This window comes from Bacteroidota bacterium, assembly GCA_013360915.1.
Classification (GTDB): Bacteria; Bacteroidota; JABWAT01; order JABWAT01; family JABWAT01; genus JABWAT01.
In genome coordinates, this window is record JABWAT010000012.1 from 13,797 (window position 1) to 33,773 (window position 19,977).

Genomic DNA, 19,977 nt, shown 5'->3' on the forward strand with positions numbered 1-19,977 from the left:
TCTCCTAAGTGTAGAGTTTTTTTAAAGTTTCAGGTTTTATTCCAAGTAAATACAAAGTCAGAATAGATATATTCCGGATGGCGCTTTTCCCCCATCCCCGGCGTTCAAACCGACGGGATGACGTTCCAAGCGGAATGGACAATTTTTTAAGCCGTATTTTCCTGCCAGCCCGGCGCCACCATTCCAGATCTTCCATCAGCGGCCAGTCGCGAAACGGGCCGGCTTGATTCCAGGCCAGTCGTCGGATAAAAAAACCCTGATCACCGTAGGGCAGGTTCAATCCATTGACCCGGATCCACACCATGATTTCGTATAGGCGTGGCCAGAATCCAGTCGCATGTGGCAAACTGAACCGGAAACAACCACCCATCACATCATGAGCATGTACCAACCAGTCATGAAAAGATTCCCAGAAATCATGCATCAGAATGGAATCGGCGTGAAGGAATAAAAAAACATCTCCGGAAGCAGCCCGGGCACCTGCATTCATTTGCGACCCACGTCCTTTTGGAGCACAGAGTACCATCAGATTTTTTTCCCAGACCGGATCTGCTGAAAACGGAACTTCTTCTTCAGTCTGAACCACAATCACTTCCGGTTGTGGATTCAGGATAACCAACTCAGCGAGCAACCGTTTTAACGGATCTGCATCCTTCCAGACCGGAATGATGATGGTAACGGTCTTACTTTCCATTCAGAGACCAGTCATAATCGGTGTAGGTCACTTTCCATTTAAAGGAACTTTTCGCCATTTCAGGCAGGTACTGACTCACCCATTTCCCGACAGATTGATTGTTCTGCGTAAAATCATCTTCAAACCAATCAAAGATTTTCGACAGGCGAAGTGTTTTCAATTTCACATTCACTTCGTTTTCGGCAGTATTCGATAAAAACAACCTTGTTTGTTCTTCTAGTTGTCTGTCAAGGTCGCTGGCCCGATAGGCTTCCCCACGCAACGGAGGACATCCTTTGCTGGCACAATTCACCGCAAAATGAATGCGCGGATCATTGTACACCGGACGCAATTGCTCATGTTCAATCCAATCGAGGTGCCGTTCCTCGTCAAGCAGGGTGAAAAAAGCAGTTTTCCATGGCCCACGCCATCCACCAGCATCTTTGATTGAATTTACAGGCCAATCAAGCAAAATCCGTTTCCAGGTGAAGGCATTATAGGCATTTATCAGAAAGGCTTGCTGCTGATTACGGGTCCATTTGTTAAATTCCTGTTGTGAAACCCTGCTGAGAGTCACAAGCACCCGATCCAATTCGGCTTCTTTTTTTTTCAGGGCGGTGTAATCGACCCGGGTCACTTTTCCGTTTTCAGTCACCGTTACATATCGTTTCAACAGTGCATCCCAGTCTGCAAAATTGTGATCAAAGGAAAGGGTAAACAGCAGCAGAAAACCAGCAAGTGTCATATACTGACCTTCCGACTGTTGAATGGAATTTCCAACCGGGTAAAGAGATCACGGCACCACTCCGGATCGAAGGCTTTTCCCACCTGATAGCCACGAATCCATTGCCCGTTCATGAGTAAATGCGGCACGGCTTCTTTCCCGATTCCGTTTCGTAAGTTATCGCGATGAACCGGATCCGATTGAATATCCCGTATTTCATAATTCACGTGATGGTCATCCATCCAGGAACGCAAAGCCTGACAGTCATTGCACCACGAGGCTGAATACACAATTAATGGTTGCATGTTAATTCCTTTAAAAATTTTTCCGGATCAAAGAAATTATTCAATTTCCGGTTTTTTTTGTTTCCGGTCCCCGCACTTACCAGATTTCATCGGGATAAACTTTCACCTCAGAGTCCGGGTTTTTCCATCACCATTCACCAATCACCAGTCAAATGTATTTTCTCGTCACTTGTCACTTGTCACTTTAAAACCCTTGTCCCCTCGATATCCGTCAGTGCCGGACTTTCAGCAATCCTCATCCTTGTGGCTTCCCCGACTTCATCGGGGTAAACTTTGGTCATTGAGCGAAGTCGAAATGCAACCACCGGATTCGGCATTCGGGGTCCGGGTTTTTACTGATCACTGATTTCTGTTCTCTGCTCCCTTGAATTTTCTTCTAACTTTTCACACTTAACTCAAAAAACCACTTTGTCCATTTCAGAAGTTTCTCAGGCTTATGAGCCCGTTTCCAGGCACCGGCGACATACTTGGCCGATTCGGCTTTGGTCGGGTAGGCATGAATGGTTCCCAGAATTTGATTCAATCCGATGCCATGTTTCATGGCCAACACCCATTCGGCCAGCAATTCACCTGCCTGGTCGCCCACGATGGTCACCCCGAGAATGGAGTCCTTTCCTGGTGGTGTTAACACCCTGATAAATCCGGCCGTTTCTCCATCAGCAATCGCCCGGTCCAGATCATCGAAATGATACGTTGTTTCCTCAACAGAAATTCCCGATTCGGCTGCTGAGGTCAGAGACAAACCAACCCGTGCCACCTGCGGATCGGTAAACGTCACCCACGGAATCACCCGGTAATCGGCTTTGAAACTCCAGAACGGAGAAAACAATCCGTTTACCGCCGCATACCACGCCTGATGGGCAGCTACATGTGTGAATTGGTACGGACCTGTTGCATCACCTGCAACATAAATGTTGGGAAAATTAGTCTGCATCAGGTCATTGGCCTCAATCGTACCGTTTTTCCGCAAAGCAATTCCCAGTTCTGCCATACCAAATCCCTGACGGGATTTTCTGCCCAGAGCCAGCATGACTGTATCGAAGGCAAGCGACTGTTCATCCGGCTCGCCTGAAGCTGCCGCATGAATCAGAACAGACTGGTCTCCTGCTGTTTTCTCAAACCTGAGGGCCTTTCGACCGGTAAGAATCTGAATGCCCTCCGATTGTAATTTATTTCGGATCAGATCGGCCACATCCCGGTCTTCCCTGCCCATGATCTGCGATGCCATTTCCACGATGGTGACCCGGGTCCCCAGCCGGTTTAATGCCTGAGACAACTCCACACCGATGGGACCGCCTCCCAGCATGACCAGATGAGCAGGCAATTCATCCAGATTCCAGAGCGTATCGGAGGTCACCCAACTGACCCGATCCAGACCGGGAAATGGAGGTACAAGCGGTTCAGCGCCGGTTGCCAGAACAATGGTCCGCGCGGTTAGTTTAGTCCCATTCACTTCCACCGTCCACGGATCGACCAATCGTGCATCACCGCGAATCACTGTGACACCCAATCCCGTATACCGTTCAACCGAATCATGGGGTTCAATGGCTTTGATCACCCGTTTCACACGTTCGATTACTTTTGCTGTATCGACAGACACGGCGTTGCTTCCGAACTCTGATACTTTACCGGCATCATGCACCAGACGTGCCGCATGTATCAGCGCCTTCGATGGAACACACCCATAATTCAGGCAATCGCCACCCATTTTATGCCGTTCGATGAGGGCAACTTTCGCACCGACTGTCGCGCCGATGTAAGCTGTCACCAATCCGCCGGCGCCAGCTCCGATGACAATCTGGTTATAGTCAAACTGCTTTGGTTTTTTAAACCGGTTGTACACTTTCCGTGATTGAATTCCGGTCAGAATTTTTTTGGATATCAATGGCGTAATGCCAAGAATGGTGAATGCCACCAGCATGCCCGGTGACAAAATGCCACTCAGACTGGACAGGTGGGAAATCTGAAGTCCGGCAAAAACATAAGCCGATGTGCCCGGAATAATTCCCAGCGCCGTCACCCAGAAAATGGTGCGCAATGGTATGGCGCTGAGTCCTGATACCAGATTCACCAGGAAAAAGGGAAAGACCGGAACCAGACGGAGGGCAAAAAGGTAAAAGGCCCCATCCTTTTTTACACCTTCATCAAAGGCTGTCAGCCTTGAACCGGCTTTCCTGATTACCCAGTCCCGCAACACTGTTCGGGCCATCCAGGCAGCGATCAGCCCCCCAACCGAGGCAGACACCACCACCAGTGGCATTCCGATCCAGAATCCAAACAAGGCGCCACTTGATATAGTGAGAATCGTCGCCACCGGCAGACTGAAGGCCACCGACACCGCGTAAATCAATCCAAATGAAATGATTGCGACAATCAGGTTTTGATCAACCCACCGGGACCATGTTTGCAGATTTGCCTGGACACCAGCAAGCGACAATTGATTTCTCATCTCTGCAGGCAGCAGAAACCAGGCGATCAGTATCACGACAAGCAGAAGCAGTATCAGGATTTTTTTCATCGATAGTCCTGTTTTTGGGATTGGTCGGTTGGTTTTGGAATTCCTTACAACCATGCATCGTTTTCAGGAAACCAACCTGTTTGGTCACTCACAACTCTTGGTATCCTGCTTTTCCGTATTTTTGCAAAATAAACGGAAACCCTATGAATCACGTTCTCATTTCAATATCCCTGCTCATCCTCAGCAATGTCTTTATGACATTTGCCTGGTATGCCCATCTGAAGGAACTGAATAACCGGCCCTGGATTATCGCCGCCATGGTCAGTTGGGGCATTGCCCTGTTCGAATACCTGCTTCAGGTGCCGGCCAACCGCATTGGCTACAACACCTTATCGGTCGGTCAGCTGAAAATTATTCAGGAGGTAATCACGCTATCGGTATTCGTTCCCTTTTCAGTGATGTACCTGAAGGAACCTCTGAAACTTGACTACCTGTGGGCCGGACTCTGCCTGCTGGGTGCGGTTTACTTCATGTTCCGCGATAAAATTCATTGATTATCATGAATCTGATTCCATCTCTTCTGCCCTTCCTTTTTATCGGTTCTGCCTGGCTTTTTCACAACGCCGATCAGACACCACCAACTTCTTCCCCTGTTCGTGCGGAAGAAATGGTTTCTGGCCTGACCAGTCCTTGGGCCATCGAATTTCTTCCCGGCGGTGATTGGCTTATCACCGATAAACCGGGAACCCTTTATCGTTCCGCTCCGGGTAAACCCCTTCAGAAAGTCACTGGTGTCCCCGAAGTCTGGCTGAATGGACAAGGGGGACTTCTCGATGTTAAAGCCCATCCTGATTTTGCCAGAAATCGTTGGATTTATCTGTCTTACTCCACCACGACCAAGGGTTCACGCGAAGGAAACACACGGCTGATGCGGGCCGAACTGAACGGAACCACCCTGTCAGAACAAAAAATACTGCTGACAGGAACCCCTCCATCCGGCGGAAATGTCCATTTTGGTTCGAGAATTGCCTTTGATAAAGACGGATATCTGTTTCTTTCCATTGGTGAAAGAGGCAGCAAGGAAAATGCTCAGGATCTAACCAACCACTCCGGTAAAATCCACCGTCTCCATGATGATGGCCGGATCCCCTCCGATAATCCGTTTTTAAAAACAGCGGGGGCGATTCCAAGTATCTACAGCTATGGTCACCGGAATCCGCAAGGCATGTTGTGGGATTCAACACGGCAAATTCTGTGGGCCCATGAACATGGACCCAAGGGCGGAGATGAAATCAATATCATCCGGAAAGGGATCAATTACGGTTGGCCGGTAATCACTTATGGCGTCAATTACAGCGGGACCAAAATTACCGACAAAACCCACCAGGAAGGGATGGAACAACCCGTGCTGGTCTGGACGCCATCCATTGCTCCCTGCGGGCTCGAACTGGTTACCTCCGATCGGTATCCCGGGTGGAAAGGCAGCCTGCTGGCAGGATCGCTCAGTTACACTCACATCCGTCGGGTGATTCTGAATGGGAATTCTGTGATTGGACAGGAGGAATTGCTTCCTGGAATCGGCCGTGTGCGAGACATTGCTCAGGGTCCGGATGGATGGATCTATTTTTCCATAGAAAACCCTGGAAAGATTTACCGTCTGATGCCAGTCGGTAAGTGAGGTGCCTTCAGACTGCCCTAACCATAATATCCCCGGTTCCTTTTAATTACGCTTCACACCGGTGTATTTTTAATCATGGCCAAAAAGTTGTCCCTTAAAAATACTCCGATCCTCATTCAGGCTGAACAGAAATCGCTGGCTGGTTTTCTGTCACATCGGGAAACAAAGCTGCATCTGTTGGCTGGTTTGGTCATCTGGCTGGTTTGCTTTCTCCTGTTAATTGCCACTTACCCCGATCCGGTTATTACCGGCGATTCCGGAAGCTACGTGGTTTCATCCGAATTTTTTCATTTAAACGGATTCCGTCCCATTGGCTATTCCTGGTTGCTGGGTGGAATTAATGGTCTATGGCCCTCGTTGCACTTTACCGTTTTTGTTCACGCATTCCTTTATTTGCTGACTGGTCTGTTTTTACTGCTGACACTCCGGTATTTCTATTCCCTTCCCGGCGGCTGGATGGGTTGGTTGCCCGATGCCTTTCTCTGGCTGGCTCCTTCGGTCTGGTTCACCCATACCATGATCATGAGCGATTCCTTTTTCCTGAGCCTTACCCTTGCTTATACCGGGTTCCTGATTGTTCTGATTAACCGCTTTTCAATCCTTTCGGCGGTTGGATTCACACTCGCGTTCTTTCTGATAATCAATACTCGTTATATCGGGTTGGTGTACCTGATCCCTGCCATTATTGCACTGGTTTTCGCTCACCGATGGAAATCCATTCTGATTCTGGTGCCTTTGGTAACCGTGCTGGTTGTTTCTATACAAATGACTGAAACCGCCATGGAAGAACGATTCCGTATCAGAACGTATTCCGAGTTTGGTAACTGGGCAAAGGCCAATAATGCGGTGTCTGTCATTCCATATATCCGGCAGGATAGTCTTCCGGGAATTCTGCCCGCTCTCATTCCCCTTCACCAGTTTATTCTGGCAAAACCCGATTCATTCTACAACAAAACATCGGTAATGACCACACAGTTTATCTGGAATCCAGCTCATGCGGGAAAAACAGTGATGGATTTTATTCAGAAAAACCATCCGATTAAAAATTATACCTATACCTGGCTTTTCACTGGTAAAATTCTGGGGCTCTATGCCGATTACCTCATCTGGAATCATCCGGGATTGTTTTTCAGGCACTATCTGTGGCCCAATATTCTGAATGTATTCTGGCCGGGAGTTGTTGAAGGTGGCTTCTCAAATCCATCTGCCCAGGTAAAAAAAATCCGTGAAGTTTATGGCGTTGATACCCGAACTTTTTCTGTGAATATGGACTGGTATGGTCAGCTCATCCGGCCGATTGTTCCTGTCGTGTCACTGATCACCTGGAGCCTGCTCATTTTTTCGCTGATTTATCTGGTGAAAATCAGATTTCAGGTTCCAGCCCATCAATTTCCCTGGCTGCTGATGCTAACCCTGGCTGGTTTCACCATCATCTATCTTGGAGGCAGTATCTGGGGTCATCCGTTTCATTACCGGTATCAGTTACCCCTCCATGCTGTTCAGCTTGCGTGGCTGGTACTGATTCTGCATGTGACTGAAATGCAGAAAAGCATCCAATGACATCCATCAGCATCATCGTACCGGTTTTCAACGAGGCCCGAACCATTCGTCAGGTTATTGAAAGAATTCGTGCAGCCGACACCTGTGGACTGGAAAAGGACATTATTCTGGTGGATGATGCATCAACCGATGAAACGCCCGTTATTCTGGCGTCGCTGAATGATCGGTCCATCCGGATTTTCACTCATCAGAAAAACCGTGGAAAAGGGGCCGCTATCCGAACCGGAATCAGCCAGGCCACCGGTGACCTGATTCTCATTCAGGATGCCGATCTGGAATACCATCCCCGGGAATATCCTTCCCTGCTTGCACCTATTTTATCAGACGATGCCGATGTCGTGTATGGGTCAAGATTCATGGGTGGTTCAGCCCACCGGGTGCTGTATTTCTGGCATTATGTTGGAAACCAGTTTCTGACCTTTGTTTCCAACATGTTCACCAATCTGAATCTGTCCGACATGGAAACCTGTTATAAAGTATTCCGAAGGGAGAAAATTCAATCTATCCGCCTGCGGGAAAACCGCTTTGGTTTTGAACCGGAGGTCACTGCCAAAATCAGTAAGATCCGTGGAATCCGCATTTATGAAGTGGGCATTTCCTACTTTGGCCGCAGCTATGAGGAAGGGAAAAAAATCGGATGGAAGGATGGAATCCGGGCGTTTTACTGCATCATCCGGTACAATGTTTTTCCCGGATGATTGGGTTTCCGATTCGAACTAAAAGGTAATTCCAAACAGATAATTCACGGCTACCGGTCCGGTTGGCATTTCTGTGGAGTTACCTGATAACTCCTGAAACGATTGCAACAAGGTGAAACGTACACCAGCCTGAATCCCAAGCCAATCGGTAACCGGATACTGATACCCCACACCGGCAGCCAGTGCAAGTCCATACACGTCTGTTGACCGACGGGTCCCAACCCTGACAAAAAGGGTCGGATCATAGGGTGTCCTGGAAACGTCAACAGCCATCATCCTGATTTCACCTGTCCGTTGATATTGAACTCCGGCAGAAAGCGGCAACAGAAAATGCCCAATCCCGACAGCGTGTCTGAATGTTGACTGTACATAAAGCATCAGGCCATGACCGGGATCCGATTCAGTCTGTGCAAGACCATAAATGGCAGGTATAGAGAAGGAAACCGGGCCTTCCATCACCAGTCGTTGGTATTCCAGCCCTGTCTGAACCGACCATTTTTCAGTTGTGTATAGAGGCACCAGAAAACCTGCCGACCAATTGGTGTTCCAGGTAGACTCGTTCAAACCAGACTGCTTCAAGGTCAGGTACGTGGTAAAGGATTCTGTTGTTTGCGCAGAACAAATGGTAGCCAGTGCCACCAGGATGATGGCAGAAAAAAAACGTTTCATGGGTGCCTCCACTAAAGTCTGCATCAGGCAGTCTGCCGGGAGGTGGCCTCAGTCGCAGTCCACTCCGACCAGCAGGATATTATTCTCAAACGGATCGTCTTCGGTTTCGACAAACTGAAGAGACAGGCGGCAACCTTCGGCCACCGATCCGGTTGAAATCTCTCCAAAATACGTTCTGAATTTGTCAGGATCAATGAAACTGTTGGCTCCAAACCGGACGGCTATCCGTTTTACCCGTTTGGCACCTTCAACTTCTGCAACTTCTTCGATCTTATCGAGAAGATCGGTCATTGAATTAACAGGTACATGCATGAGTGTTTGTCCATTCTTCAGTTTCTTCTGTTATCAGTTTCTGAATCTGACCCACCACATCTTTTAACCGTTGGGTCACTGCTTCTGAAAGTCCCTGACCCAGATTGAAATGAACCGCCCCCACCGATACCTGCCAGAGTACCGGAGGTTGTTTGGAGTACAGACGGATCATGGCCAGAAAGTCATCCGGATTAAATTCATGTCCCATTGCTTTGTGCGAGGATGTGCCCGGTTCAAGTCGTGAAACGGACAACTCTCCTGGTGCCACAGCCACCGAGGCATCGACCAGAATAACCTGTTTAACGGTCGAAGCAAGCAACGAATGCTCAGGTAATATCTGGTGCGCCCTGATTACCGAAACATCGGACAGGTGATCCAGATGTGAGGAAACCACCCACCCCAGGGCATCATCGCCCCGGAGTGGGTTTCCGATACAGAGAATCAGAGTGGAAGCCTTCATCCGCGCTTCAGGGTTTTGATGATGGTTCCATCGGTTTGCTTCACATCGATCTGCATGGGCATCTGACCAATGGCATGGGTGGAACAGCTCAGGCAGGGATCAAATGTTCTGATAACTGCTTCAACCCGGTTCAGCAAGCCCTCAGTTGGCTCCTTTCCGTCAATAAAATGACGTGATACCTGCAGGATTCCCCGATTCATCGCCATGTTGTTGTTACCTGTGGCAATGATCAGATTGGCCCAGGTCATGAGTCCGTTCTCATTGATCCGGTAGTGATGGAAAAGCGTGCCACGTGGTGCTTCACTCACACCCACTCCTTCGAAGGAGTTCGGATTGGCAATGGCTCTGACGTGAGGAGACAGGATATCCGGTTCACTGAGAATTTCCTTAATCCGCTCGGCACAATTCAGGATTTCGATCAGACGTGCATAGTGGTAATGGAATGAACTGGAAACCGGTCCTTTCTGCAGAGAGCGGAAGGCTTTCAGTTCCTCATCAGCCATTGGTGTTCCGGTTGAATCTGAAATATTCAGCCGGGCCAGCGGACCCACGCGGTAGATGCCACCCGGGTAACCCATGGGTTTGTAATAGGCCGATTTCAGATAACTGTAGGATTCTGATTTTTCAGCGATATAATCCATGTACCGGGCAGGATCAACCATGTCGGCCACGATATTACCCGCCGCATCCATGAACCGAAGTTTACCATCGTAATACTCCAGTTCTCCATTCTCGGTAACCAGTCCCACAAACAGGGTGGGGAAATTGGCAAAGGTTTCAATTTCTTCTCCAAACTGACCGATCATCGGACGGAACCAATCAATCGTCCGGCGGGTAATGTCAACTATTTCAGGTACCCAGGCCAGCATGATATCGCGGTGTTCTTTGGTCAGAGGTGCATTCACCCCGCCCGGTACCACCCATGACGGGTGAATTCGTTTTCCACCCAGCAGTTCAATCATTTCCTGACCGATCTGACGAAGCCGGATCCCATCCTTGGCCAGGTCTGGCCGGTGTGCTGCCACACCGAGGATATTCCGCAATGAAGGGTCTGCATCCATTCCAAAGAGCAGGTCTGGCGATGACAGGTGGAAAAAGCTGAGTGCATGCGACTGAATAATCTGGCCCATATTCATCACACGGCGCAGCTGGTGCCCGGTTCTCGGGACCTTCACTGCCAGCAGATTGTCACAGGCTTTTGCCGAGGCCATCAGGTGACTTACCGGGCAAATACCGCAGATACGTGCCATGAGGGATGGCATTTCGGTAAATGGACGTCCTTCTGACAGTTTTTCAAAACCTCTCAGTTGTGTCACATGAAATTGCGCATCCTTGATGTGGCCATTGTCATCAACATATAGCGAAATCCGGGCATGGCCTTCAATCCGGGTTACGGGGTCGATACTGATCGTTTTCATGGTGTCTCCTCAGGCTCCGAACCGGGTCATGGTCGTTAAATCTGGAACACGGCCTTCAAGCAGTTCGGCAATGGCAAAGAAGATCGTGTCATTTTTGGGCGGGCAACCCTGAATAAACAGGTCCACCTTCACCACTTCATGTACAGGCATCACCCGTTTCAGCAGCGGCGGTAAAGCGGGATGAACCGGCATGTCCTTGTTGATCAGGGCATTTTCGACATAAGCCCGGTTAATGATCTCATCCACCGGAATCGGATTTCTCATGCTGGGAACATTGGCATTGACAGCACAATCACCAAGAGCAATGAGAATCTTAGAATGGGCCCTGATTTTTTTAATCTTAGCCAGATCGTCGGTGCTTGCCACAGCCCCTTCCACGATGGTGACATCCACCATGTCCGGAAAGGTTTTATGATCGACCAGCGGACTGTAAACCAACTCAATTTTGTCGGCAATGGACAGAATCCGCTCATCCATATCGAGGAATGACATGTGGCAGCCCGAGCATCCATCCAGCCACACGGTTGCAATTTTCACTTTCATACTTTTTCCTTTCTCCGGTTAGCCAGAAGGGCCACAAATTCACGGCGTTTGGTCATTTCAGCCACCGAGCGGCCTTTGTCACTCAGTGCACCGGTCGGGCAGACATTCACACATTTTCCGCAGGTGGTGCAGGTTTCAGAAGTACCCCATGGCTGATTCAGATCGGTGATGACTTTGGCATTGATTCCACGTCCAGAGACATCCCAGACGTGAGCTCCTTCAATTTCCTCGCAAACCCGCACACAACGGGTACAAAGAATGCACCGGTTATGATCAAGCTGAAAGTAAGGATGAGAGGCATCGACCGATTGTTTCGGGAACCGGTAAGGAACCCGCACATGATCGATTCCCATCTTCTGGCCCAGATACTGAAGATCGCAATGACTGTTCGAGACACACACCGAGCAGGTATGATTCCGCTCTGCAAAAATCAGTTCCAGTATCATTTTCCGGTAGTGTTTCAGCCGGTCGGTCTGGGTAATCACCGACATGCCTTCCGTTATGGCTGTGGTACAGGAAGGAAACAACTTCTTACTTCCTTCCACCTCGACCATACACAACCGGCATGCACCGATGTTCGATAACCCTTCCAAATGACACAGAGTTGGAATAAAGACACCGTTTTCCTTGCAGACATCCAGAATGGTCTGGTCTTCGCGGGCACTGACGTCTTTTCCATCAATTTTAAGTGTTTTTACTTTGATGTTGGATCCGTTTGGCATAGTTACCTCCGTCAGTGAGCCGCTTCTGGCTGCTGGATTTTTGTCAGATATTCCTTCCTGAAATACTTCAGGGTACTCAGAACCGGATTCGGAGCCGATTGCCCCAATCCGCACAGACTGGTGTTTTTCACCACATCGCACAGGTCTTCCAGCAGTGATAAATCCTGATCAACAGCTTCACCACCCGAAATTTTCGACAGGAGATCATAGATCTGAGCAGTACCCACACGGCACGGAACGCATTTTCCGCAGGACTCTGACATGCAGAATTCCATGAAGTATCTGGCAACTTCAACCATGTCGCTGGTTTCATCAATCAGAATCATTCCTCCCGATCCCATGATCGACCCCAGTCGGGTCAGAGATTCATAATCTACTGCAGTATCTAGATGGTCTGCCGGAATGCAACCACCCGAAGGTCCACCGGTTTGAACAGCCTTGAAGGCTTTTCCATTGGGGATACCACCACCGATTTCGAAAATGATGTCTCGCAGTGTAATTCCCATCGGAACTTCGATAAGACCGGTGTTTTCAATCTGACCAGCGAGCGCAAAAACCTTGGTTCCCTTGCTGGTTTCTGTCCCGATGGAAGAATACCAATCGGCCCCTTTCCGGATGATCGGCGCAATATTGGCCAGAGTTTCCACGTTGTTAATCAGGGTTGGCTTTCCCCACAGACCCGATTCGGCCGGGTACGGCGGACGCGGACGCGGAGTCCCTCTTCCACCTTCAATGGAAGCAATCAATGCGGTTTCTTCACCACAGACAAAGGCACCTGCTCCCAGCCGGATGCTGATGCTGAAGGAAAACGGGGTACCGAAAATGTTGGTACCAAGCAGTCCCTTCCTTTCAGCCTGTTTGATGGCATTTTTCAGACGTTTAATGGCAAGCGGGTATTCAGCACGGACGTAAATAAACCCCTCGTCGGCACCAATGGCGTAGGCAGCGATGGCCATGCCTTCCAGAATGCGGTGAGGATCGCTTTCCAATACAGCCCGGTCCATAAAGGCTCCGGGATCTCCTTCATCTGCATTGCAGATGACATACTTTTTCACACTTTGTGTTTTGGCAACGGTACTCCACTTCAATCCGGTCGGGTACCCTCCACCGCCACGTCCTCTCAGCCCGCTGGCAATGAGTTCCTGAACCACTTCATTCGGATTCATGTCATGAAGGACTTTATACAGACCTTCATATCCATCCACCGCGATGTATTCTTCAATCCGTTCCGGGTCGATTTTTCCGCAATTTTCCAACACAATTTTTTGCTGACGCTGGAAGAAAGGCATGCTGGTCGGGCATTCCTTTTTACTGGTCCCCGGTTTTTTCAGCTGATCCACCACGTGAACGGCATCTTCCGGATTGATCTCTTTGAGCATCCGTTTGTCTTCATCGATGGCAACCAGCGGACCAGCTGCACAAAGGCCCAGACAACCCACTCCTTTTACATGGTATTCATCTTCCAACCGGCGGGATTTCAATTCCTTTTCAAGAGACTCTTTTACCTGTTCAGAGTTTTGTGACACACATCCGGCTGCCACACAGACCTTCAGGCATTTTTTATGGTGAGCCTGCTCTTCAAGCTCCAGTTTCTTGATCAGAAGTAATTCTTCATGCGTCATGGCTTCCTCCATTTGGCAACTTTGGCCAGGGTATCTTCAGGTGTCAGTTTGCCCAGCACTTCTCCATCGAACACGACGGCTGGTGCCAGTCCGCATGCCCCGAGACAACGGGCGGTTACCAGTGACAATTCACCATCCCTGGTGGTTTCTCCCGGATGAACCTGATGTGTTTCACCAACTGCCTTGATAATCTCACCGGCACCCTTGATGTAGCAGGCCGTTCCCATACAAACGGTACAGGTGTGTTTGCCCTGTGGTTTCAGTGTGAAAAAGTGATAGAAAGTAGCCACTCCATAGACTTTGCTGAGCGGGATCCGGAGCGATTTGGCTACAAAACGAAGCGCATCATCATCAAGGTATCCAAAGGACTCCTGAACGGTATGCAGCGTCTCAATCATGGCGTTGGTGGCATAACCATGCCGTTTCATGGTCGAAACCACCAGAGCCCACCGTTTGTCATCGGATGGAGGCGGGATTTTTCCCGGGAGGGTTGGCATGAGGTCTCCTTTTCTGTATTGATTTCCGGACTGCTCAGGACAATTCCTGATCATTTTGTCCGAAAACCAAATTAGGAAAAAGGAATGATTGGTACCGTTAATTTCGGATTAGAGTCATGAAACTCTTCCGCGAAATCTCCGTAAAACCGGACAGTAACCTGACCTAGACGGAGCCAACTTTATGCTGACCATCCTGATTCTGACCACTTTTCTGACGACTCTGATGCCGGATCAGGGAGGCGAAAACCCATCAGGAGAAGGCACCCCGTTTGTGCCTGTATTCAATCCAGAGATGACCTTGTCACCAAGAACCGGTTCGATCATCATTGATGGAGACCTGACTGATGAAGGCTGGAAATCAGCAGCACGTTCCGATCAGTTCACCCAGCACTGGCCCCAAAGCCTGGTTAAGCCGCCGGTAACCACCGAGGCTATGATGACCTTCGATGAGTCCTACCTCTATATTGCCATCCGGGCAGAAGGAGATCCTCAGGAACTCAGAGCCAGCCTGAGAGACCGCGATGAAATCTGGAATGACGATTATGTGGGCATCCTGCTGGATACTTACGGAACGGCCAATTGGTATTATGAGATCTTCGTCAATCCGCTGGGAGTACAAGGCGATCTGGTTGCTTCCAATCAGGGAGAAGACATTGGTGCCGATTTTATTTTCCAATCGGAAGGACAGGTCACACCAACCGGTTATCAGGTTGAAATAGCCATACCATTTTCGAATCTCCGGTTCCCCGATGCTGACGAACAAATCTGGAAAATGACCTTCTGGCGTGATCATAAATCCAGTGATCGTAAACGATACTCCTGGGCAGCCATCAACCGGGATAATTCCTGCTTCCCATGCCAATTTGGTACCGTTCGCGGAATTACGGGTATCTCCCGTCCCTCTACGATCGACGTACTTCCCTACCTGGTTGTAAATCAAAGTTCAGAACGTGAGTCGGCCGGTAATATGGAACCAGGTCCGGTCCTTGGAGAGGTAGGATTAAGTGCCAAATATCAGGTAAGTCCGGAACTGGTTACCGAGCTGACCCTGAACCCCGATTTCAGCCAGATTGAATCGGATGCTGCACAGATTGATGTCAACTCCAATTTTGCGTTGTTTTATGAAGAACGCCGTCCCTTTTTTCAGGAGGGAAGCGATCTGTTTCAGTCACCCAGTAATGTGGTGTACACCCGCCGGATCAATGCGCCTGATGTGGCAGCCAAACTGACCGGACGCACCGAAAACCTCAGCTATGTCTACTTAATCGCCCGCGACGAGTTCACACCGATTCTGATCTCAGGTGAGGAACGCTCCGATATCGTTCAGGATGGGGAAAGCTGGTCAAATATCGGCCGGATCCGGTATTCCATGGGAAATAATTCATCGGTAGGTGCCATCATTACCGATCGCCGGTATTCAAATGAAGGAACCAACACAGTAGGAGGAGTAGATGGCAATTATCGTTTCGGGGATAGTTTTAATGTGACGGGACAGTTTCTGGTCAGTCACACTTCTGAACCCAACGATTCTGTGCTGTCGGATCAGATATCGCACCGCACCTTCGATGGTTATACCGCCGGCTTTGATGGGGAGTCTTACAACGGATGGGGAGCTCTCATCCGGTTGGACCGTTACACCGATACCTATAATTTCGAAACGCAGGCCAGTGCCGTCACCGGCACATTCAGGGCAGATAACGGATTCATCAATCAGAACAATATTCAGGAATACTGGTTCTGGAATGGATACAATTTTTATCCGGAAATCAAGGGAATCAATCAGATCCGCCCAGGTTTTGTGATTGGTCAGAACCTGAATATGGATGGAGTCAGCAAGGATGAATTCCTGCGGTTTCAGGTCAATGTGGATCTTACCAATCAGAACTGGTTCAATGTGCAGTACCTGATAAACAATGAACGTTTCCGGGACCGTTACTATTCGCAAATTAACCGTGTATTTATCAATGCTGGTTCCAGTGCCCTTTCCTGGATGACCATTAATTTCTATGGTAATTATGGTACGCAGATTGCCAGACGGCAGCAAACCTATGGTCTGGGTGGCAGTGCCGGATACTGGTTGTCATTCCGGCCCACCGACCAGTTGGTTATCGAACCGGGAGTTGATTACTTCCAGTTGGAGGACAAAGAAACCGGAGAAGAATTTTATGAAGGATATATTTTCAGAATGCGGATGAAATACCAATTCACCCGTGAGCTGTCCGCAAGACTGATTGCACAGTATGATGAATTCAGCGATGCTTATTCGCTTGAGCCACTGGTAAGCTACAAAATGAATCCATTTTCAGTCTTTTATGCCGGGATGACAAGTAACTGGTCACCTGATCCATTTTCGACCGATCCGCGGATTCAGAACCGTCAATTTTTTATTAAGCTGCAATACCTGATCGGAACCTGATCAAAACCGATCCGCTCACACAGGCACCGGTTCAGGTCCTTCGATGGTCATTCGTTCCTTCACGACCTTCCAGAGTCGGGTATCTGCCGTTGCCCGACCGGTAAGTCCGGCCAGAATGGCATAGGGGCTGATGGTGGCCCCCGACCCATTGGTCCGCAGGGTCAGCCACAGGTCTTTGTCATCGGTCTGCAAGGTTATTATTTCCTGCCGGATATCAATTGTTTTCTCGCGGTTCACGACGGTTGGATTCCAGTCTGACCGATTCCACGATGCCAGAATGTCTGAGGGTGAAATGGTTTCATGGTCGGGCAGAATCAGCCGGTACATACACGAGGAAATAGTTGGTACCCGCGAGTTGGGAACCTGCTCAATGGAAAGAACATCCATCCCGGCAGGCAGTTTCTCCGACATGTCCTTTGCCACCTGGAACAGGTCACCGGGCAACGGATCCCTGAGCTGAATGATGAAAAGCTCGCAGTTGGATTCCATCCCGAGCGGAAGCGCACCCATGTTCTTAATCACCGGCCGCTGATTAAATCCCTGAGTAAACTGAAACCGGATTTTCATCCGGCGAAGTGCCTTTTCAAAAATTTCGATGGTCACATGATGAGCCAGGAATTTCGAGAGTCCGGTTTTTCTGAAAACGATGCGGTAATGATAAATGGTGTGCTGCTGTTTTTTCCGCGTTTCAACCAGTTCACGAACCTGCTCAACCGTCAGATCTGGCGCCGAATGAACCACCGGTTTTTCTGATAATTTTATATCCTCATAATTTCCCGGTATACCGCAATGCTGGCAGTCTCCCCATTTACAGTCGGGAACTGGGTCTGAATCTTCCTTAAATGCTTTTTTAAACTCTGCTTTCAGGTAACTTTTAGACGTACCGGCATGAATGAAATCCCATGGAAATACTTCATCCAATTCGCGCCAGCGGAAAGTCGACCCGATATCATATCCGTTCTTGTGCCAGATTTCCTGCCATCCTGAATAATTAAAGTATTCAGAAAATGACTCGAAGATCATCCCGCGCTGACAGGCTTCATAAATCATTCCCGATAAGCGGCGGTCACCGCGGGAGTAAAACGCTTCAACCTGTGCCAGTTCCCAATCGGACCAGGTTACACGGACATTCCGGTTTCCACGGAAATGATCACGCACATAATTGATGTGTGCCATGACTTTTTCCTTTTCCATGAAACCGGTCCATTGAAAAGGTGTAAATGATTTCGGAACAAAAATTCCGATGTTGGGATGGATGGTGTTACCATGACCATATTTTTTACCCACCGCAACGAGTGAATCAATCAGGCCGCAAAACGCCTTCATGTCATCGAGATTTTCGGTGGGAAGCCCGACCATTGTGTACAATTTGATGTTGTGATAGCCGTTGCGGAACACACTGTCTGCCGCTTCGATCATGTCCTGATCGGAAATGGTTTTGTTGATGATCTTTCTGATGCGTTCGCTTCCGGTTTCGGGCGCAAAGGTTGCCGAATGGGCATTGGTCATGGCCCCGACTTTCTGAGCCAGTTTCTGACCAAAACTGTTTGCCCTCAGCGAAGGAAGTGACAAGTCCACACCTTCGAAACCAGGATCCTGCAGCAGAAAATTGGTCACCGCTTCGGCCTGTCCGTAATCAGCTGTTGAAAGCGACAACAATCCAAGAGTCCGCTCGCCGGTTTGTTCGATCCCGGTTCGGGCCAGATCGATCACATCATCGGCGGCCAGTTCACGGTTCGGGCGGTACCAGTATCCAGCCTGGCAGAAGCGGCAACCCTGTGTACAGCCGCGCATGACTTCTACCGAAAACCGGTCATGAACCAGATTCATATTGGGAACCACGTTCTTAACCGGGTAATCTTCCTTGTTCAACACATCGACCCAGTGGCGTTTTATTCCCTTTGACCCATGATAAGCCCCCCTGGCCGAATCGGTATCGGGAACCAGTTCACCAAAGGAATTGGGACGCATTGGCAGCAAAACAGGGACATAGACTCCTTTTAAACCAGCCAGATTTTCAAGTATTTGCAGTTTAGATAAACCAGCCCGCCTTCCTTCACCGATCATCCGCAAAATCTGTACTGCAAGAATTTCTCCGTCACCAATAACAAACAGATCGTAAAAATCGGCCACTGGTTCCGGGTTGGCCATGCAGGGACCTCCACCGATGATAAACGGATCTGCCCCTGATCGATCTCGTGAAAATGCCTTCAGACCAGCCAACTCAAGTAAAAAAGGTATGTTGGTATAGTTCAGTTCGGTCTGAAGCGAAAGTCCGATGGCCGAAAAATCCCGTATCGGACGGTAACTTTCCAGGGAATACAGAGGTATGTCGTTGGCTTTCATTTCGGCCACCATATCGGGCCAGGGGGCAAAGGCCCGTTCTGCAGCCAGATCTGATTCCCGGTTGATCAGGTGATAGAGGACTTTGGTCCCGTTGTGTGACATGCCGATTTCATAGACGTCGGGAAATACCAAAGCCATGGAGGCCAGAATTTTTTCAGGATCCTTTTTAATCAGGTTGGCTTCCCCGCCGATATACCGGCCGGGGTTGGTTACACGGGGTAATATCGTTTCCAGTTTGTCTTCAAACCGCATCAACATCCTCTTTCTCGTTTACTGGAATTATAAATTCAATTTTTTAATAACTCGTCAATAACGTATCTGGAATTAAGTTTTTCAAGGGTGCTTTCATTTACAGAATAAAATCTCGATAGATTCGGCAGGTATATTATTCCGGGGTTTAATTCTTTTGATAAAAAGGATCCAACTTTACCAATAAATCTGAATGCATCTGCTTTTGAGCCAATTTCACCAATCAGGTCAAAAAGTATATATTGATTGTGTTCAATGTCTCCTTTATTGCCAATCAGAGTATTATCAAGAACAATTTTACTCGGTGGTGTTTGGGAGTACTTTCCATTTCCAATGGTTATTAAAAATAATCCGGAGTTTTCCGGAATCACAGATTTAATCAGTATTTTATCAATTTCGTCTGTTCGTTCAGTTTCTTTACTTCCGTCAACAACAAAATTGGTTTCATTTTTTGGTAGGAATTTATTTCTGAATGCAGAGTCACATGCATTTTCAATAATTGATAAATCAATCGTCCTTCTTTCCTTCAGGAAAAATACAATAGAGACCATATCCATTTGTTTCCCGAAGGAAATTCCAGAAAAAAGGTTCTTAAAAAATCCAGACATATGATTTTTTGAAATTATA

General features: G+C 48.7%; 19 protein-coding genes. 5 read left to right on the forward strand and 14 right to left on the reverse strand.

The annotated features are described in order from the left end of the window. Positions 1-4 precede the first annotated feature (4 nt). The 4 genes from HUU10_11910 to HUU10_11925 all read right to left on the reverse strand — a co-directional run bounded on the left by HUU10_11910 (position 5) and on the right by HUU10_11925 (position 4,220). A complete protein-coding gene (locus HUU10_11910) occupies positions 5-694 on the reverse strand; it encodes a TIGR04283 family arsenosugar biosynthesis glycosyltransferase (protein ID NUQ82306.1) in 690 nt (229 codons plus the stop codon). Further along, positions 684-1,418 carry a DUF547 domain-containing protein gene (locus tag HUU10_11915; protein NUQ82307.1) on the reverse strand — a complete coding sequence of 245 codons (735 nt, stop codon included), beginning with the start codon at positions 1,416-1,418 and terminating at the stop codon, positions 684-686. Before HUU10_11915 ends, HUU10_11910 begins: the two co-directional genes overlap by 11 nt. After that, positions 1,415-1,702, reverse strand: a complete 288-nt coding sequence (locus HUU10_11920; GenBank protein NUQ82308.1) for a glutaredoxin family protein — start codon at positions 1,700-1,702, stop codon at positions 1,415-1,417. Before HUU10_11920 ends, HUU10_11915 begins: the two co-directional genes overlap by 4 nt. Positions 1,703-2,078: 376 nt before the next feature. Continuing rightward, entirely contained in the window at positions 2,079-4,220 is a 2,142-nt protein-coding gene (locus HUU10_11925) for an FAD-dependent oxidoreductase (protein NUQ82309.1), read from the reverse strand. Between the two features lie 143 nt (positions 4,221-4,363). Between HUU10_11925 and HUU10_11930 the strand changes: the two genes are divergently transcribed. The 4 genes from HUU10_11930 to HUU10_11945 all read left to right on the forward strand — a co-directional run bounded on the left by HUU10_11930 (position 4,364) and on the right by HUU10_11945 (position 8,096). Beyond that, a complete protein-coding gene (locus tag HUU10_11930) occupies positions 4,364-4,714 on the forward strand; it encodes a DMT family protein (protein ID NUQ82310.1) in 351 nt (116 codons plus the stop codon). 5 nt (positions 4,715-4,719) lie between these two features. Further along, positions 4,720-5,838 (forward strand): PQQ-dependent sugar dehydrogenase, encoded by a 1,119-nt coding sequence (locus tag HUU10_11935; GenBank protein ID NUQ82311.1) that lies wholly within the window; start codon positions 4,720-4,722, stop codon positions 5,836-5,838. A gap of 75 nt (positions 5,839-5,913) precedes the next feature. Continuing rightward, positions 5,914-7,398, forward strand: coding sequence for a hypothetical protein (locus HUU10_11940; GenBank protein ID NUQ82312.1), 1,485 nt, complete (start codon positions 5,914-5,916; stop codon positions 7,396-7,398). After that, a complete protein-coding gene (locus HUU10_11945; GenBank protein NUQ82313.1) occupies positions 7,395-8,096 on the forward strand; it encodes a glycosyltransferase family 2 protein in 702 nt (233 codons plus the stop codon). Before HUU10_11940 ends, HUU10_11945 begins: the two co-directional genes overlap by 4 nt. A gap of 18 nt (positions 8,097-8,114) precedes the next feature. Here HUU10_11945 and HUU10_11950 read toward each other — a convergent pair whose 3' ends face one another. The 8 genes from HUU10_11950 to hoxE are packed head-to-tail and all read right to left on the reverse strand — an operon-like array spanning position 8,115 to position 14,339. Beyond that, positions 8,115-8,765 carry a hypothetical protein gene (locus tag HUU10_11950; GenBank protein ID NUQ82314.1) on the reverse strand — a complete coding sequence of 217 codons (651 nt, stop codon included), beginning with the start codon at positions 8,763-8,765 and terminating at the stop codon, positions 8,115-8,117. Between the two features lie 48 nt (positions 8,766-8,813). After that, the gene (locus HUU10_11955) at positions 8,814-9,077 is read right to left on the reverse strand and encodes a hydrogenase maturation nickel metallochaperone HypA (protein ID NUQ82315.1); all 264 of its coding nucleotides are present in this window, start codon (positions 9,075-9,077) and stop codon (positions 8,814-8,816) included. Further along, complete coding sequence (locus HUU10_11960; protein NUQ82316.1) at positions 9,061-9,537, reverse strand: hydrogenase maturation protease; 477 nt, start codon at positions 9,535-9,537, stop codon at positions 9,061-9,063. Before HUU10_11960 ends, HUU10_11955 begins: the two co-directional genes overlap by 17 nt. After that, positions 9,534-10,955, reverse strand: a complete 1,422-nt coding sequence (locus tag HUU10_11965) for a Ni/Fe hydrogenase subunit alpha (protein ID NUQ82317.1) — start codon at positions 10,953-10,955, stop codon at positions 9,534-9,536. Before HUU10_11965 ends, HUU10_11960 begins: the two co-directional genes overlap by 4 nt. Positions 10,956-10,964: 9 nt before the next feature. Then, positions 10,965-11,498, reverse strand: a complete 534-nt coding sequence (locus HUU10_11970) for an NADP oxidoreductase (protein NUQ82318.1) — start codon at positions 11,496-11,498, stop codon at positions 10,965-10,967. After that, positions 11,495-12,220 carry a bidirectional hydrogenase complex protein HoxU gene (hoxU, locus tag HUU10_11975; protein NUQ82319.1) on the reverse strand — a complete coding sequence of 242 codons (726 nt, stop codon included), beginning with the start codon at positions 12,218-12,220 and terminating at the stop codon, positions 11,495-11,497. The genes HUU10_11970 and hoxU overlap by 4 nt, the downstream gene beginning before the upstream one ends. Before the next feature lie 11 nt (positions 12,221-12,231). Beyond that, positions 12,232-13,842: an NAD(P)H-dependent oxidoreductase subunit E gene (locus HUU10_11980; protein NUQ82320.1), complete on the reverse strand. Its 1,611-nt coding sequence runs from the start codon at positions 13,840-13,842 to the stop codon at positions 12,232-12,234. Beyond that, a complete protein-coding gene (gene hoxE, locus HUU10_11985) occupies positions 13,839-14,339 on the reverse strand; it encodes a bidirectional hydrogenase complex protein HoxE (protein ID NUQ82321.1) in 501 nt (166 codons plus the stop codon). The genes HUU10_11980 and hoxE overlap by 4 nt, the downstream gene beginning before the upstream one ends. A gap of 181 nt (positions 14,340-14,520) precedes the next feature. Between hoxE and HUU10_11990 the strand changes: the two genes are divergently transcribed. Continuing rightward, the gene (locus HUU10_11990; protein ID NUQ82322.1) at positions 14,521-16,755 is read left to right on the forward strand and encodes a carbohydrate binding family 9 domain-containing protein; all 2,235 of its coding nucleotides are present in this window, start codon (positions 14,521-14,523) and stop codon (positions 16,753-16,755) included. Positions 16,756-16,770: 15 nt separating this feature from the next. Here HUU10_11990 and HUU10_11995 read toward each other — a convergent pair whose 3' ends face one another. Next, a complete protein-coding gene (locus tag HUU10_11995; protein NUQ82323.1) occupies positions 16,771-19,353 on the reverse strand; it encodes a TIGR03960 family B12-binding radical SAM protein in 2,583 nt (860 codons plus the stop codon). A 35-nt stretch (positions 19,354-19,388) separates the two neighbouring features. Continuing rightward, entirely contained in the window at positions 19,389-19,958 is a 570-nt protein-coding gene (locus tag HUU10_12000) for a hypothetical protein (protein NUQ82324.1), read from the reverse strand. Positions 19,959-19,977 lie beyond the last annotated feature (19 nt).

What these genes read in the sequence shown, in the direction of transcription:
- HUU10_11910 (NUQ82306.1), bottom strand. Translation starts at nt 694, where the DNA reads ATGGAAAGTAAGACCGTTACCATCATCATTCCGGTCTGGAAGGATGCA.
- HUU10_11915 (NUQ82307.1), bottom strand. Translation starts at nt 1,418, where the DNA reads ATGACACTTGCTGGTTTTCTGCTGCTGTTTACCCTTTCCTTTGATCAC.
- HUU10_11920 (NUQ82308.1), bottom strand. Translation starts at nt 1,702, where the DNA reads ATGCAACCATTAATTGTGTATTCAGCCTCGTGGTGCAATGACTGTCAG.
- HUU10_11925 (NUQ82309.1), bottom strand. Translation starts at nt 4,220, where the DNA reads ATGAAAAAAATCCTGATACTGCTTCTGCTTGTCGTGATACTGATCGCC.
- HUU10_11930 (NUQ82310.1), top strand. Translation starts at nt 4,364, where the DNA reads ATGAATCACGTTCTCATTTCAATATCCCTGCTCATCCTCAGCAATGTC.
- HUU10_11935 (NUQ82311.1), top strand. Translation starts at nt 4,720, where the DNA reads ATGAATCTGATTCCATCTCTTCTGCCCTTCCTTTTTATCGGTTCTGCC.
- HUU10_11940 (NUQ82312.1), top strand. Translation starts at nt 5,914, where the DNA reads ATGGCCAAAAAGTTGTCCCTTAAAAATACTCCGATCCTCATTCAGGCT.
- HUU10_11945 (NUQ82313.1), top strand. Translation starts at nt 7,395, where the DNA reads ATGACATCCATCAGCATCATCGTACCGGTTTTCAACGAGGCCCGAACC.
- HUU10_11950 (NUQ82314.1), bottom strand. Translation starts at nt 8,765, where the DNA reads ATGAAACGTTTTTTTTCTGCCATCATCCTGGTGGCACTGGCTACCATT.
- HUU10_11955 (NUQ82315.1), bottom strand. Translation starts at nt 9,077, where the DNA reads ATGCATGTACCTGTTAATTCAATGACCGATCTTCTCGATAAGATCGAA.
- HUU10_11960 (NUQ82316.1), bottom strand. Translation starts at nt 9,537, where the DNA reads ATGAAGGCTTCCACTCTGATTCTCTGTATCGGAAACCCACTCCGGGGC.
- HUU10_11965 (NUQ82317.1), bottom strand. Translation starts at nt 10,955, where the DNA reads ATGAAAACGATCAGTATCGACCCCGTAACCCGGATTGAAGGCCATGCC.
- HUU10_11970 (NUQ82318.1), bottom strand. Translation starts at nt 11,498, where the DNA reads ATGAAAGTGAAAATTGCAACCGTGTGGCTGGATGGATGCTCGGGCTGC.
- hoxU (NUQ82319.1), bottom strand. Translation starts at nt 12,220, where the DNA reads ATGCCAAACGGATCCAACATCAAAGTAAAAACACTTAAAATTGATGGA.
- HUU10_11980 (NUQ82320.1), bottom strand. Translation starts at nt 13,842, where the DNA reads ATGACGCATGAAGAATTACTTCTGATCAAGAAACTGGAGCTTGAAGAG.
- hoxE (NUQ82321.1), bottom strand. Translation starts at nt 14,339, where the DNA reads ATGCCAACCCTCCCGGGAAAAATCCCGCCTCCATCCGATGACAAACGG.
- HUU10_11990 (NUQ82322.1), top strand. Translation starts at nt 14,521, where the DNA reads ATGCTGACCATCCTGATTCTGACCACTTTTCTGACGACTCTGATGCCG.
- HUU10_11995 (NUQ82323.1), bottom strand. Translation starts at nt 19,353, where the DNA reads ATGCGGTTTGAAGACAAACTGGAAACGATATTACCCCGTGTAACCAAC.
- HUU10_12000 (NUQ82324.1), bottom strand. Translation starts at nt 19,958, where the DNA reads ATGTCTGGATTTTTTAAGAACCTTTTTTCTGGAATTTCCTTCGGGAAA.